Origin of the sequence: Rhizobium aethiopicum (assembly GCF_900094625.1) — a bacterium.
Classification (GTDB): Bacteria; Pseudomonadota; Alphaproteobacteria; order Rhizobiales; family Rhizobiaceae; genus Rhizobium; species Rhizobium aethiopicum.
On record NZ_FMAJ01000002.1, the window covers coordinates 157,927 to 172,424 of the forward strand.

15 protein-coding genes are annotated in these 14,498 nt (G+C 61.6%); 7 read left to right on the plus strand and 8 right to left on the minus strand.

The genetic code is table 11. The features are described 5' to 3' along the window. Positions 1-12: 12 nt before the first annotated feature. Complete coding sequence (locus tag GA0061105_RS05055; protein ID WP_064695836.1) at positions 13-1,023, minus strand: AAA family ATPase; 1,011 nt, start codon at positions 1,021-1,023, stop codon at positions 13-15. Positions 1,024-1,181: 158 nt separating this feature from the next. Here GA0061105_RS05055 and GA0061105_RS05060 point away from each other — a divergent pair, with 158 nt between their 5' ends. From GA0061105_RS05060 to GA0061105_RS05070, 3 genes are read left to right on the plus strand one after another with little or no spacing between them, the layout of a single operon-like run. Continuing rightward, on the plus strand, positions 1,182-1,805 hold the full coding sequence (locus GA0061105_RS05060; RefSeq protein ID WP_092748505.1) for a DUF1285 domain-containing protein: 624 nt from the start codon (positions 1,182-1,184) through the stop codon (positions 1,803-1,805). Next, the gene (locus tag GA0061105_RS05065) at positions 1,802-2,452 is read left to right on the plus strand and encodes a CoA pyrophosphatase (RefSeq protein WP_092748507.1); all 651 of its coding nucleotides are present in this window, start codon (positions 1,802-1,804) and stop codon (positions 2,450-2,452) included. The genes GA0061105_RS05060 and GA0061105_RS05065 overlap by 4 nt, the downstream gene beginning before the upstream one ends. Beyond that, complete coding sequence (locus GA0061105_RS05070) at positions 2,449-3,702, plus strand: CCA tRNA nucleotidyltransferase (RefSeq protein ID WP_092748509.1); 1,254 nt, start codon at positions 2,449-2,451, stop codon at positions 3,700-3,702. Before GA0061105_RS05065 ends, GA0061105_RS05070 begins: the two co-directional genes overlap by 4 nt. Before the next feature lie 67 nt (positions 3,703-3,769). Here GA0061105_RS05070 and GA0061105_RS05075 read toward each other — a convergent pair whose 3' ends face one another. From GA0061105_RS05075 to hemF, 3 genes are all read right to left on the minus strand, one after another. Further along, positions 3,770-3,955, minus strand: a complete 186-nt coding sequence (locus GA0061105_RS05075; protein ID WP_010029983.1) for a DUF1059 domain-containing protein — start codon at positions 3,953-3,955, stop codon at positions 3,770-3,772. 113 nt (positions 3,956-4,068) lie between these two features. Beyond that, positions 4,069-4,332, minus strand: a complete 264-nt coding sequence (locus GA0061105_RS05080) for a hypothetical protein (RefSeq protein ID WP_064695840.1) — start codon at positions 4,330-4,332, stop codon at positions 4,069-4,071. Positions 4,333-4,433: 101 nt separating this feature from the next. Then, entirely contained in the window at positions 4,434-5,345 is a 912-nt protein-coding gene (hemF, locus tag GA0061105_RS05085) for an oxygen-dependent coproporphyrinogen oxidase (RefSeq protein ID WP_092748511.1), read from the minus strand. 176 nt (positions 5,346-5,521) lie between these two features. Between hemF and GA0061105_RS05090 the strand changes: the two genes are divergently transcribed. Continuing rightward, positions 5,522-5,782 (plus strand): hypothetical protein, encoded by a 261-nt coding sequence (locus GA0061105_RS05090; protein ID WP_064695842.1) that lies wholly within the window; start codon positions 5,522-5,524, stop codon positions 5,780-5,782. Between the two features lie 3 nt (positions 5,783-5,785). Here the strand turns inward: GA0061105_RS05090 and GA0061105_RS05095 are convergent, their stop codons facing one another. Next, positions 5,786-7,432 (minus strand): Na/Pi cotransporter family protein, encoded by a 1,647-nt coding sequence (locus tag GA0061105_RS05095; RefSeq protein WP_092748513.1) that lies wholly within the window; start codon positions 7,430-7,432, stop codon positions 5,786-5,788. Positions 7,433-7,632: 200 nt separating this feature from the next. After that, a complete protein-coding gene (locus GA0061105_RS05100) occupies positions 7,633-8,094 on the minus strand; it encodes a tRNA (cytidine(34)-2'-O)-methyltransferase (protein WP_092748515.1) in 462 nt (153 codons plus the stop codon). Positions 8,095-8,478: 384 nt separating this feature from the next. On the opposite strand from GA0061105_RS05100, the gene GA0061105_RS05105 reads away from it, so the two are divergent. Beyond that, the gene (locus GA0061105_RS05105) at positions 8,479-10,335 is read left to right on the plus strand and encodes an ABC transporter ATP-binding protein (protein ID WP_092748517.1); all 1,857 of its coding nucleotides are present in this window, start codon (positions 8,479-8,481) and stop codon (positions 10,333-10,335) included. Between the two features lie 97 nt (positions 10,336-10,432). Here GA0061105_RS05105 and GA0061105_RS05110 read toward each other — a convergent pair whose 3' ends face one another. Then, the gene (locus tag GA0061105_RS05110; RefSeq protein ID WP_092748519.1) at positions 10,433-10,663 is read right to left on the minus strand and encodes a CopG family transcriptional regulator; all 231 of its coding nucleotides are present in this window, start codon (positions 10,661-10,663) and stop codon (positions 10,433-10,435) included. A 162-nt stretch (positions 10,664-10,825) separates the two neighbouring features. On the opposite strand from GA0061105_RS05110, the gene GA0061105_RS05115 reads away from it, so the two are divergent. After that, positions 10,826-12,739, plus strand: a complete 1,914-nt coding sequence (locus tag GA0061105_RS05115) for an ABC transporter ATP-binding protein (protein WP_092748521.1) — start codon at positions 10,826-10,828, stop codon at positions 12,737-12,739. Here the strand turns inward: GA0061105_RS05115 and GA0061105_RS05120 are convergent. Then, complete coding sequence (locus GA0061105_RS05120) at positions 12,695-13,627, minus strand: endonuclease/exonuclease/phosphatase family protein (RefSeq protein ID WP_092748523.1); 933 nt, start codon at positions 13,625-13,627, stop codon at positions 12,695-12,697. The genes GA0061105_RS05115 and GA0061105_RS05120 overlap by 45 nt on opposite strands. A 286-nt stretch (positions 13,628-13,913) precedes the next feature. On the opposite strand from GA0061105_RS05120, the gene petA reads away from it, so the two are divergent. Continuing rightward, positions 13,914-14,492, plus strand: a complete 579-nt coding sequence (gene petA / locus GA0061105_RS05125) for a ubiquinol-cytochrome c reductase iron-sulfur subunit (protein ID WP_064695849.1) — start codon at positions 13,914-13,916, stop codon at positions 14,490-14,492. Positions 14,493-14,498: the final 6 nt, after the last annotated feature.

The window sequence follows — 14,498 nt, forward strand, 5'->3', positions numbered from 1 at the left end:
CGTCCGGCTTCCTTATCCCTTTGCCTGCCTGACCAGCCCGGCGATGACGTCGCGCACCGACATGCCTTCGGCGCGGGCGGCGAAAGTCAGCGCCATGCGGTGCTGGAGAATGGGTTCGGCGAGCGCGAAGACATCGTCGAGGGACGGGGCGAGACGGCCTTCATAGAGCGCGCGGGCGCGCGCGCAGAGCATCATTGCCTGGCCAGCACGCGGGCCTGGACCCCAGGCGACGTTCTTGTCGGTCGAGGCATTGCCCTGGCCGGGACGGGCGGAGCGCACCAGTGAAAGGATGGCGTCGACCACCGTCTCGCTCACCGGCATCTGGCGGACCAGGGCCTGGATCTCGATCAGCCGCTGCGCATCGATGACGGCTTCCGGTCGGGTTTCGCTGAGGCCTGTCGTCTCAAGAAGGATCTGGCGCTCGGCCGCGAGCTCGGGATAGTTGACGTCGACCTGCAGAAGAAAACGGTCCAGCTGAGCTTCGGGGAGGGGATAGGTGCCTTCCTGCTCCAGCGGGTTCTGGGTGGCGAGCACATGGAAGGGGGCCGGCAGGTCATAGCGCTGGCCTGCGATGGTAATGTGATATTCCTGCATTGCTTGCAGAAGCGCCGATTGCGTGCGCGGCGAGGCGCGGTTGATCTCGTCGGCCATCAGGAGCTGGGCGAAGACCGGGCCTTTGACGAAACGGAAGGAACGGCGGCCGCTGTCGTCTTGATCCATCACCTCGGAGCCCAGAATATCGGAAGGCATCAGGTCTGGCGTGAACTGGATGCGGTTGGCGGCAAGGCCGAGCACTTCGCCGAGCGTCGTCACCAGCCTGGTCTTGGCAAGGCCGGGGACGCCGACGAGCAGGGCATGGCCGCCGGAGAGCACGGCGAGAATGGTGTTCTCGACGACGCTTTCCTGACCGAAGATCACCTTCGAGACTTCTCCGCGGATGGCGGCGATATCGGAGAGCGCCTTCTCGGCGGCGGCGACGATCGCCTTTTCATCGAGGCTGGCTTCGGTCTTCATCATACCCATGGGCATCTCCAACGGCTGAAATCATTCGGCAGCGAATCGGCGGACTTATACATCTGCCTCATACTCGATAGAGTTATGGAGATGCGACGGGCTGACAAGTTCGCTTCAAATGACTATCTCGTGACTTCACTTCGTTAAGGACAAACCGGGACGGAAGAATGGCAGCCGAGGAAATCAGCGGAAAGGCGGATGCGGCGGGGCTTGCGGCGCTGATTTCCCGCGCGTCTGCCGAAAATAGCGGTAAAAAACGTGGCCTTCCGCCGGTCGAGCGATGGAATCCGCCTTTCTGCGGCGATATCGACATGGAGATCAGGGCTGACGGCACCTGGTTCTACATGGGTACGCCGATCGGCCGGCCGGCGCTGGTGCGGCTGTTTTCGACGGTGTTGCGCAAGGACGAGGATGAAAAGACCTATCTCGTAACTCCTGTGGAAAAGGTCGGGATCAGGGTCACCGACGCCCCTTTCATCGCCGTGGAAATGAGCGTGACGGAACGGGAGGGTCGTCAGGTGCTGACATTCCGCACCAATGTCGGCGATGTCGTGGAGGCGGGAGGAGAGCATCGGCTGCGCTTTGCCATTGCCGGCGGCAATGCTGAACTGAAACCCTATCTGCATGTGCGCGGGCGGCTGGAGGCGCTGGTGTCACGCGCGGTGATGTATGAACTGGCGGCACTCGGCGAGACGCTCGAGGTGGAGGGGCGGGCGATGTTCGCGGTCCGCTCCGCCGGCGAGGTCTTTCCCGTCATGCCGGCCGACGAACTGGATGTGCTTTCCCGATGAACGATGCGATCACCCAACGTTATCCGCTGTTTTCAGCAGCTGAATTCCGCCGCCGCGCGCTCAACCAGAATGGCGGGCCGATCGACCACGCCTGGCGCGATCATGGCGACCATGTCCTCAATCCGGATATTGTGGCTGAAGTGGCGACCTTCAAGCTGCGAGATGCAGCCGTACTCGTGCCCGTCGTCGACGACGGCGAGGAAGCGCGCGTGATCTTTACCAAGCGGACGGCGACGCTGCGCAAACATTCAGGCCAGATCGCCTTTCCCGGCGGTTCGATCGATCCGGCCGATATCTCGCCCGAAATGGCGGCGATCCGCGAGACAGAGGAGGAAATCGGCCTGCCCGGCTCCTTCGTCGAAACGGTCGGCAGGCTGCCGAATTATCTCGCCTCGACCGGTTTTCGCATCACGCCCGTGCTCGGCGTCGTCAAGCGGGGTTTTGCGCTGACGCTGAACCCCACCGAGGTGGACGATGTATTCGAGGTGCCGCTTTCTTTCCTGATGAACCCGGCCAATCACAGCCGCGACAGGCGCGTCATAGACGGCATAGACCGGCATTTCTACCGCATGCCCTATCAAACCAGGATGATCTGGGGCATCACCGCCGGCATCGTCCGCACGCTCTACGAAAGGCTTTATGCATGACCGGCATTGCCGACCAAGCATGGTTTCGCGATCCGGCGCTGGCCCGGGTTCTTGCGCTTCTCAATGCCGATGACGGGGAAGGGCGGGTGGTGGGCGGCGCGGTGCGCAACAGCCTGATGGGCCTGCCGGTCAGCGATATCGACATCGCCACGACGCTGACGCCCGAAATCGTCATGGAGCGGGCGGCGGCGGCCGGCATCAAGGCAGTGCCGACAGGACTGCAGCACGGCACGGTGACGCTCGTCATCGAAGGCAAGCCCTTCGAAGTGACGACGCTGCGCACCGATGTCGAGACGGATGGGCGCCGTGCCAAGGTCGCCTTCAGCACCGACTGGAAGGCCGATGCCGAACGCCGCGACCTGACGATCAACGCGCTTTATGCTGACGCCAGGGGCGAGGTCGTGGATCTCGTCGGCGGACTTGCCGATATCGAAACGCGCAACATCCGCTTCATCGGCGATGCGGCAAGGCGTATCGCCGAGGACCATCTGCGTATCCTGCGCTTCTTCCGCTTCTTTGCGTATTACGGTTCCGGACGGCCGGATGCCGAGGGTCTGAGGGCCTGTGCGGCGGCACGTTCGAAACTGAAGTCTCTGTCGGCGGAACGCGTCTGGTCGGAGCTTCGAAAGCTGCTTGGTGCGGCCGATCCCGGCCGGGCGCTCCTCTGGATGCGGCAGGTGGCGGTGCTGACGGAAATCCTGCCGGAATCGGAGCGGTGGGGGATCGATGCGATCCCTTCGCTGGTCGCCACCGAAAAGGCGCTCGGCTGGGCGCCCGATCCGCTGCTGCGCCTTGCGGCGATCGTACCGCCCGATGCGGTGCGGCTCACGGCGCTTGCGGCGCGGCTGAAGCTCTCGAATGTGGAAGCGGCCACTCTGAAAGCCTGGGCCATGGCGCCATCGGTCAACGACGAGATCTCGCCGGCTGCCTTCGAACGGCTGCTCTACCGCAGCGGCGCCGACGGCATCTCGACGCGGCTGAAGCTGGCGCTTGGCGTTGCGCGTGGCAAGGCCGAGGGCGATCTTGGCGAAATGGCGCGCTCGGCGCGGCTCGGCAGGCTCATGGATCGGGCCGCGAACTGGAAGAAGCCGCAGTTTCCCGTGAACGGCGGCGACGTGATCGCAGCCGGCATCGCGTCCGGCCCTCGCGTTGGCGAACTGCTAGCGGTGCTGGAGAATCAGTGGGTGGAGGAGAATTTCGCTGCTGATCGGAAGGTGCTGCTGGCCCGGCTGCAGAAGCTCGTTCAATAGGCAATCTGGCGCGCATCCGCTGGATGCGACGCTATGGTCGTTGTTGCCAGGGCTTAGGCACCGGCCGTCAGGCGGCGGTGGCCTCGTCGCGGATGCGTGCCTTGATATTATCAACCATGTTTTCACGTATGGTCGTTTCGCCGTGAGCAGTCTTCAGATGCTCGACGGCGCGGCGGACCACTTCTGCGTCATTATCCGCCCGGGTGTGCCAGGCGCAGCCGGGAACGAGCGTGCCGCATTCGAAAAGTCGCATGGTTTTCTCCTCTGTCTGGAACGCAACGGCCATCGCGCTTTCACGCGATTGATGAAATGTACGTGCGAAGAGAAGGTTCCGGCCGACAGGAGGTGACGACCGGAGAAGGTGGTTCAGTCGGGCATCGCCCAGGCTTTGTAGGTCTCCGAGAGATGGCCGCGCGTGTTGCTGTTGGCTGCGTCGTTTTGCAGATCCTCCGGCGACTTTCCACCAGCCAGCTGCAGTTTGACTTGCTCGATGAAGCAGGAGAGCGGCAGATCAGAGCCACTCTTGGCCCGCAGTTTCTCGGCGATGCGGACAAGGAACTCGGGTGTGTCGATGGCACGAGGTGTTTCCTGCACATCCGTAGACGCAGGCGAGCCGCTTTGTGTCGTCATGACAATCCTCCTCCGATTGTTACGCACGTACATATAAAGTTAGGACTCACTGAATTTTTATGAAGGTCCCTCAGCTCGAATAATCGATGAGATTTTACAGTTCACGGCCAGCGCACGACAGGCGGCAGCGAGGAAAGAATCGATTCGACGTTGCCGCCGGTCTTCAGGCCGAAGATCGTGCCGCGATCATACAGCAGGTTGAATTCGACGTAGCGGCCCCGGCGGATCAATTGTTCGTCGCGGTCGGCTTCCGTCCACTGCTTGTTGAAGTTGGAGCGAACAATCTTCGGATAGACCATGGCGAAAGCCCGGCCGACATCGCGCGTGAAGGCAAAGTCCGCGTCCCAGCCGCCAGCTCCTTCACTCGAATGTAGCCAGTCGTAGAAGATGCCGCCGATGCCACGGGCCTCGTTGCGGTGCTTCAGGAAGAAATATTCGTCGCACCAGGCTTTGTAGGCGTCGTAATCGGCAACGGCATGAGCGCGGCAGGCGATCTCCATTGCCTTGTGGAAGAGCTGGCTGTCCTCGTCCTCCTGCGTGCGACGGCGCGACAGCACCGGCGTCAGGTCGGCGCCGCCGCCGAACCAGCGGCTTGAGGTGACCACCATGCGGGTGTTCATGTGCACAGCCGGAACATTTGGGTTCACTGGATGGGCGATCAGCGAAATGCCCGACGCCCAGAAACGCGGATCGTCCTTGGCGCCGGGTATCTGGGCGCGAAAGTCCTCAGAGAATTCGCCGTGGACGGTGGAGGTGTGGACGCCGACCTTCTCGAACACTCGGCCTTCCATCATCGACATGCGGCCACCGCCGCCGGCACCGTTTTCACGCGACCAGTCCTTGGCCACGAAGCGGCCGGGCTCCTGGTCGGAAAGCGCGCCTTGCAATTCGTCTTCGAGAGCCTCGAAGGAGGCGCAGATCGTATCGCGCAGCCCTTCGAACCACTTGCGGGCGGCCTGCTTCTTTTCCTCGATATCGTCAGGCAAGCCGATCGGCAGTTCCGGTCTTTCCATGTCACGCCTCCGCGGCCGGCATCCTCTGTGGACACGACTCGCTCATTCCTCGTTGTCCGCCACATCTAACAGGTGGCGACGCCCCTCGCCAAGCCGAGGCGGGCCGGCCAGCACATTCAAGATTCGACTCGCAAATCGAGTATTTCGATACTACCTTTTCTGAAGAGGTAGGTTTGATGGCAAAAATCCCAGGACCTCCGTCCTTCGACGGCCTGAAGCGCAGAATGGCGAGACACCGGGCGGAAAATCCTCCCCGCAGGAAAGACCATTTTGTGCGCGAGACATATTGCCTCGCCCTTCTCGACGCCCGCGCCAAGGCGCGCGAATGGTTCGACGAATATCCGAAAGCCGCCTATTGGACCGAGGTGGAAAGCTGGCGCCAGCTCGAAGGTGACCGGATCGAATTCACCATGCGCCGCCTGCCTTCGGCCGACTGACGATCACTCCGCGACCGTCCGCACGCGGCTTTCGATGAGTAAGCCATTTTCATCCATGATGGGGTGCGCCACAGAGACGATGTGGGCGTTGATCCGCTTCAGGTCGCGCAGCATATCGAGATGCAGCGAGCTTGTCTGAAGGCTGTCGGCACGTCCGTCGCGCAGGCGCTCCAGATGGTGTTCGGCCGACTGTTTCTCCATGCGCCGCACCTCGACCTTCACCTCCATCATCTGACGGGCGAGATTGAAATCGCGGGTGACAAAGATCGTCTGGGCGACGCGCAGATTGTCGATCGTCAGGTCGAACAGCTTCCGCAATTCCTGATGACCGTCGTCAGAAAACCTGAGTCCGAGCGAGATCTTCTTTGATACCTGCTCCAGCAGGCCTTTTTCGATGATATCGCCCATATGTTCGAGATTGATTGCATAGTCTATGACCACGATCGAGCGCCGGGCGTTTTCGTCGCTGAGACCCTCGCGGCCGAGCTTCGAGAGATAGACCTTAACCGCCTGCTGCAACCTGTCGACGCGCTCTTCGAGGTTCGCGATCTCGGAGAGTTTGGATGGATCATTGCGTTCGAAGGCCTCGGAGACCCGGATCAGCATGCGCTCGATAATGTCCCCGATACCGAGCACCTCGCGGGTGGCGCTGGTCAGAGCGATGACGGGCGTCGAAAGCTCATGGGGATCCAGATATTTCGGAGCGTTGTCCGGCTCGGCCTGATCCGGCACCAGCCGGGTCATCAGTGTGGCGAGCGGTCTCGAGAAGGGCCAGGCGAGTGCGGCGAGCAGAAGGTTGAAGAGCAGATGCGCATCGACCGGGAGGTTTGAAGGCCCGAAGGGCAGCATCTGGATGAATTCCGCGCCGTAGCCTGCCAGTGGCAGGGCGATGACGCAGCCGAGCGCACGGACGGCGAGGTTGCCGAACGTGACGCGTCGTGCCGAGACCGGGCCGGACATCGTCGCGACGACTGGGGGTATCGCGCCTCCGAGATTGGCGCCAAGCACGAGCACGATGACGAGTTCGGCCGAAATCAGACCGGCCGAGGCGAGCGATAGAATGAGCACCACCACCGCCAGGCTCGATGATGAGACGAAGGCGAGCGCTGCCGAGAAAACCAGCGCCACGGGCAGGGCGCCGCCCAGCAGGCCGATGAAAGCGGCGAGAGCGGGAGATGCGCGCATCGGCTCGGTCGCAAGACCCAGGAGATGCAGCGACAACAGCATCAGGCCTATGCCGATCAGTGCTGCTCCGCCGCCCTGGCGGGTGCTGGAGCGGCCGCGATAAAGTACGATGCCGGCAAAAATCAGGAGGGGCGAGAGCCATTCGATCCCGGTCGCGACGATCCAGGCGGTAATCGCGGTGCCGACATTGGCGCCGAGCAGGACGATCTGGGCCATGCGCGGTTTTATCAGGTCACGTTCGACGAAAGAGGCTGTCATCAGTGCCGTCGCCGTGGAACTCTGCAACGCGATGGTCGCCAAGAGCCCGGACAGGAATGAGCGAAGGCCGCCGCGCGTGCCGGTCGCCAAACCTGTCCTCAGCCGGGCGCCGAAGGCCCTGGATACGCCGTCCTTCACCTGTGCGAGGCCGAACAGCAGCAATGCTACAGCGCCGAACAAGTTGATCATGATGATCGTGGAATCCATTTTCTTGTTTTTGTTCTGCTTTCGTCAGTTTAGAGTGGTGTTCGCCTGAGGCCGATCTTCCCAAGCTATTGAAAATGTGAAGATCGTGGAGATGTTTTTGATTGCCCGGCTAATAAATATACGCCGGTTTAGCGGATTGACAATGTCGATTTCCGACACTTAAGCAATATATCAGGCAATGCCGTCCGAGCAGGCGCCGGTCAGGCCCAGACTGTTTGGCGCATCGCCTCGCCGACGATCATCGCCGCGGAGACTGCGACATTGATCGAGCGCTGGCCTTCGATCATCGGAATGATGATACGGGCGTCGGCTCTCTCATGCACCTGGTCCGGCACGCCGGCGCTTTCCCGCCCGAAAAGCAGGATGTCATCAGGGCGGAAGGCGAAGTCGGTATAGCGATCCGCAGCCTTGGTGGAGGCGAGGATCAGGCGGCGGCCACTCGTGGCGCGCCAGGTCTCGAAGCGGTCCCAGCTGACGTGGCGGGTCAGCGCGGCAGCGGCGATATAATCCATGCCCGATCGTTTCAGGTTGCGGTCGGAGGCATCGAAGCCAGCGGGCTCGATGAGGTCGACGGCGAAACCGAGGCAGGCGGCAAGGCGCAGGATCGTGCCTGTATTGCCGGGAATGTCCGGCTGGTAAAGTGCCAGTCTGAGGTCCGTCATTCAGGCGCCGCCTGTTTGTTTCGATGCGGGAGGCCTAATACAACTGTGATTTCGGCGCAACAGGGCGCGGTTTGGCCCGGAAACGTTCAACATAGGCCAGTAGAGGGCTGGAAATTTCGCAATTTTCGCGTTATGCATGCACCTCTTTGAACGCCAGCAGGGAGGGCCACATGAATATTTTGCTCATTATGCGCTTTCCCGCCGTGATGCCGATCAAGGCGACATGGCGCCGCTAGAGCGGGCTTCTTTCTAAAACTTCCCTTTTGATCCATCGCGCGGCTAATTGAGCCTCGCCCCTTGAACGTTCGGTTCCCATATCTGCTTGCATGGCGCTGAGATGGCGCGAAGCCGGGAGCTGGAACGCTGGTGTTTCGGAGCAATTTCATGTTTGGCTGGTTCGAACAGCGACTCAATCCCTTTCCGAGCGCGGAGCCCGTGGCTCCGCCGAAAGGCCTTTTTGCCTTCTGCTGGCATTACAGCAAGCCGGCGGCGCCCTGGCTCGGCCTGATGGCCGTGCTGACTTCACTGATCGCCATCGGCGAAGTGGCGCTCTTCCAGTTTCTCGGCGATATCGTCGACTGGCTGACCAATGCCGATCGCGCCACCTTCCTGCAGACGGAAGGCCATAAGCTGTTCTGGATGGCGGCGCTGGTACTCGTCGGCTTGCCGCTGGCGGCCGGGCTCGATTCGCTGATCATGCACCAGATGCTGCTCGGCAACTATCCGATGATGGCGCGCTGGCAGATGCACCGCTTCCTGCTGCGCCACAGCATGACGTTCTTCGCCAACGAATTTGCCGGGCGCGTGGCAACCAAGGTGATGCAGACCTCGCTTGCCGTACGCGAAACGGTGATGAAGATTCTCGACGTCTTCGTCTACGTCGTCAGCTATTTCCTGACGATGATCATCGTCATTGCGGCGGCCGACTGGCGGCTGATGATCCCGATCCTCGTCTGGCTCGCCGTCTATGTCGGCATCGTCTCTTATTTCGTGCCGCGGCTTCGCAAGATCGCGGCGACACAGGCGGATGCGCGCTCGATGATGACCGGTCGGGTGGTCGACAGCTATACCAACATCGCCACCGTCAAGCTGTTTTCGCATGCGGGCCGCGAGGAAGTCTACGCCAAGGAGGGCATGGACGAGTTCCTGCAGACCGTGCACAAGCAGATGCGCAAGGTGACGCTCTTCCACATCAGCGTCTACCTGAACAACTGTGTCGCGCTCTTCGTCGTCTCGGGCATGTCGATCTGGTTCTGGCTGAACGGTGCGATCTCGGTCGGCGCGATCGCCATCGCCATCGGTCTTGCCATGCGCGTCAACGGCATGTCGCAGTGGATCATGTGGGAAGTCTCGGCGCTGTTCGAGAATATCGGCACGGTCTATGACGGCATGGAGATGATGAGCAAGCAGCACGACATCGTCGACAAGCCGAATGCGCCCGCGATGACGGCGAAGAAGGGCGCGATCCATTACGATCGCATCCGCTTCCACTATGGCAAGGGCAAGGGTGTCATCGACAATCTCTCGCTCGATATCAAGGCCGGCGAGAAAGTCGGCCTGGTCGGTCGCTCCGGCGCCGGCAAGACGACGCTGATGAACCTGCTGCTGCGCTTCTACGATCTGGAGGCGGGCCGCATCACGATCGACGGGCAGGATATATCAGGCGTCTCGCAGGAGAGCCTGCGTTCGCTGATCGGCGTGGTGACGCAGGACACCTCGCTGCTGCACCGCTCGATCCGCGACAACATCGCCTATGGCCGGCCGGAGGCGAGCGACGCCGAAGTGATCGAGGCCGCCAAGCGCGCCAATGCCTGGGAGTTCATCGAAGGCCTCGTCGACATGCAGGGCCGCCAGGGCCTCGACGCGCAGGTCGGCGAACGCGGCGTCAAGCTCTCCGGCGGCCAGCGCCAGCGTATCGCGATCGCCCGCGTCTTCCTGAAGGACGCGCCGATCCTGGTGCTCGACGAGGCGACCTCGGCGCTCGATTCAGAAGTCGAAGCGGCGATCCAGGAAAACCTCTTCGCTCTGATGGAAGGCAAGACGGTGATCGCGATCGCCCACCGGCTTTCGACGCTGACGGAGATGGACCGGCTGATCGTGCTCGACAAGGGCCGGATCATCGAGGCCGGTTCGCACGCCGAACTGATAGAAAGCGGCGGCATCTACGCCGACCTCTGGAACCGCCAGTCGGGCGGCTTCCTCTCCGATCACGCCGAAGAGGCGGAAGAGGCGGCGGAATAAATGAATGAGGCCCTCCCTGCGGAAGCGGGGAGGGCCCTCGGTGTGTTTTTCGTGCTTCCCTAGTGGCTGCGAGACTGGGTTGTCCGTCTCGGTTTATTCAAAGACTATCGGCCCAGTCGATCACGCGGTCATGTTCGACGATGACGATCGTGTTGGCGGCGGCGATCGTGCGCAGCGCCACGATGCGGCGGCGTTCCTCGCTATCGAGCCAGGCGGCGATGGCTTCGGTGACGATCACGTCGCGCGGCAGCGCCAGGTCGAGCGCCAGGGCATCCAACCTTTCTGCAAGCGGAAGCGGAATATGCGCATCGAGCATTTTCGTTTCCATGAGCCTTCTCTCCGGTGAGGCGCGATCTTATCGTCAGATTGTGACGGGTTCGGGGGCAGTCAACGGCGATGCCGCCGATGTTATCGTATATTACCAAAATATAAGGTTGCGTCCGCTTTTCATTCCCTTTGCCGCTCCCCTCAATCCGCCTATATCGCTTCCATGTTCCTGCGCCCCATCCTCCGCCTGTTCGAGACGTGGATCGATCCCTTCCGCCCGCGCGCCAATCTCCAGCCGCCGCGCGCGTCACTCGGTTTCATCTGGTTCTATATCCGCCAGGCGAAGATGCCGTTCATCGCCATGCTTATTCTCGGCGGCATATCGGCGGCAATCGAGGCCGCGCTCTTCTGGTTCGTCGGACGACTGGTCGACATCCTCGCCAGCACCACACCCGGTGCCGGCTGGAGCGGCCTTCTGGCGGCCCATGGCGGCGAGCTGTTCGGCATGCTCGCTCTCATCGGGCTCGTGCGCTTCGTCGTCGCCTTCCTGATTGCCCTCGTCGATCAGCAGGTAATCACGCCGGGCTTCTACAATCTAGCACGTTGGCAATCCTATCTCCATGTCTCAAGGCAATCATTGTCGTTCTTCCAGAGCGATTTCTCCGGGCGCATCGTCACCAAGGTGTGGTCAGCCGGCCAGGCAACCGGCGATCTCGTCACGTCGCTGATGGAAAGCGTCTGGTTCGTCGGAATTTATGCTGTAACGACTCTGGTGCTCGTCGCCCGGCTGGACCTTTCACTCGCAGCCGTCGTGCTGTTCTGGCTTGGCGCCTTCAGCCTGCTTGCCCGCCACTTCGTCCCGCGGATCCGCTATCATTCCCGCGAAACGGCGGAGGCCGGATCGATGCTGAATGGTCGGATGGTGGATTCCTACAGCAATATGCAGACGCTGAAGCTCTTCGCACGCGACGAAGAGAGCGACCGCTACATGCGCCAGGGTTTCGATATCTATCAGGACACGGTGCTGCGCTTCACGCGGTTCATCACCGGTGTGAGGGCCTCGATGGCGCTGCTCTCCGGCCTGATGATCGTGACGATGGCGGGCTTGAGCGTCGATCTCTGGCTGCGCGGGTTAGTCAGCTCCGGCGCGGTAGCATTTTCGCTGGCGCTGGTGCTGCGGCTCAATTTCCTGCTCGGACGACTGATGACGCAGTTCAACGGCATCATGCGCAATCTCGGCACCATCCAGAATGCCGCCGAGCTGATCTCGCAGCCGCTCGGTCTCGTCGATCGGGCCGATGCGAAAAGCCTGGTGATCCGCCATCCCGGCATCCGCTTCGACAATGTTTCCTTCCATTACGGCAGGGGCCACCAGCCGGTCGTCGAGAATTTCTCGCTGACCATCCGCCCGGGGGAGAAGGTCGGCATCGTCGGCCGTTCGGGCGCCGGCAAATCGACGCTCATGAACCTATTGCTGCGCCTCTACGATATTCAGGACGGCCGCATCCTCGTCGATGGCCAGGATATATCAGCCGTCACACAGGAATCGCTCCGGATGCAGATCGGCGTCGTCAGCCAGGATACTTCGCTGCTGCACCGTTCGGTCCGCGACAATATCCTGTTCGGCCGGCCGGATGCCGGCGAGGAGCGGCTGATCGAGGCGGCCCGCCGCGCCGAGGCGATCGATTTCATCTCCCGCCTCCAGGATCAGCAGGGGCGCCGAGGTTTCGATGCGCATGTCGGTGAACGCGGTGTCAAGTTGTCGGGCGGGCAGCGCCAGCGGATCGCCATTGCCCGCGTCATGCTGAAGGACGCGCCGATCCTGGTTCTTGACGAAGCGACGTCGGCGCTCGATTCGGAAGTGGAAGAAGCGATCCAGTCCAATCTTCATCGGATCATGGAAGGCAAGACGGTGCTTGCGATCGCCCACCGGCTGTCCACCATCGCCGCACTCGACCGGCTGATCGTCGTCGATCTCGGCCGGATCATCGAGGAGGGCAGCCACGACGAGCTGCTTCGCCGCGGCGGGCTCTATGCCGAACTCTGGGCACGCCAGTCCGGCGGCTTCCTCGCGTCCGACGAAGGCCAGATCTCAAGGATCGATGGCGAATTCCGCCATGAGGCCAAAATGGTTTGATCCGAAGCTGTTCGCGATGCGGCGGACCGATTTCAGCCGCAGGGGCGCTTTGCTGAAGACGTGATCGATCGGTATGCCCAAGGGGCCGGCGACGATCGGCCACGTCGCCGGTTCCGGCGACACCGTGCCCAAGCCTTGGCTGCGCATGAGATACTGCATGTCGGGTGCGAGAATCGAGGTGTTGAAATCACCGGCAAGCACCAGCGGCCCCGGCAGCGAAGGGATAAGCTCCGCGAGATCTTCGATTTCCAGGCCGTGAAATTCGTCGTAGTAGGGCTTGGTAAGGTGCGCCGCGAGGAAATTGACTTTCCGGCCATCGAAATCGACCGTCGAGATCGTCAGCCGGTTGCGCCAGAGGAGCCCGAGGTTGCGGATCCGGGGCTCGATGAGGGGACGCTTCGACAGGACGAGCGTATCGCATTGTTCCATGCCGATACCGCAGCCGACGTAATAGGGATAGGTCTTCAGGAGGCGCGGCAGTTCGGACATTATCGGTTCGGCCTCAAGAATGTTGACGACGTCGGCGCCCGAGGCGACGACCATGTCGGCGATAGCAGGGCCGTTTGCGAAATTGTCGTTCTCGATGTTGAAGGACATGAGCCGGAAGAGAGCAGGGCGGTTCTCGTCGATCGCGGGCTCGGCGAATTCGCGCGCCATCACGACGCCATGCGCGGCAAGGATGACTGATAAGCCGAGCGTCAGCATCGCGTACCAATGCCGCTTGACGAAAAGAGCCGCGACGGAAGCGCCCGCTCCGGCCGCGGCCAGATGAAGCTGAAAGCTGTAAAAGAACGAAAGCAGATAGAAGTCTTTGACGTAGCGCAGCGAGATAATGGCGAGGACCAGCGTCGTGAGGACGCTGAATACGCAAAAAATCGTGTCTCTCATCCGCTTCGGTCCGGCTCGCTGGCTTGGTCGTGACTGCGCCTACCATGCCGGCTTTTTTGTTGCAATGCAGCATAACGGCAAGCGGGTGTTTGCCGGAAATAATTCATCGGAAATTTCCCGCGACATTGTGCCCTCATCCCCTTGTCAAGGCTGGACATAATTTGCGATCAAGCTTAGAACGCGCCGGATTGCCGGGGAATCTATGGCCGAACTGTGTCCAGAGAGATTCGTTGGTAGAGGGGGCGGGGCGGAATTCCGCGATAATTGCGCAGAGGATGGTTAAGCCGTGAGCGAACACGAAACGACAAGCGAGGCTTCGACAGAGCCCACTCGCCGTGATTTCCTTTATCTCACCACTGGTATGGCCGGTGCCGTTGGCGCCGCCGCGGTTGCGTGGCCGTTTATCGACCAGATGCGCCCGGACGCTTCGACGCTGGCGCTTGCTTCGATCGAAGTCGATGTCGCAAGCCTCGAGCCCGGCATGTCTTTGACGGTAAAGTGGCGCGGCAAGCCGATCTTCATCCGCAATCGCACGCCTGAGGAAGTGAAGGCGGCAGCCGATGTTCCGCTGGGGGATCTCAAGGACCCAGTCGCCCGCAATGCAAACCTTCCTGCCGACGCTCAGGCAACGGGCGTCGACCGCTCGGGCGGCGAAGGCAAGGAAAACTGGATTGTCATGATCGGTACCTGCACCCATCTCGGCTGCGTTCCGCTCGGCCAGGCCGGCGAATACAATGGTTGGTTCTGTCCCTGCCATGGCTCGGTCTACGACACGGCCGGCCGCATCCGGAAGGGTCCCGCGCCCGAGAACCTGGCGATTCCGACCTTTTCATTTGTGTCCGATACCAAAATCAAGATCGGTTGAGGGGAG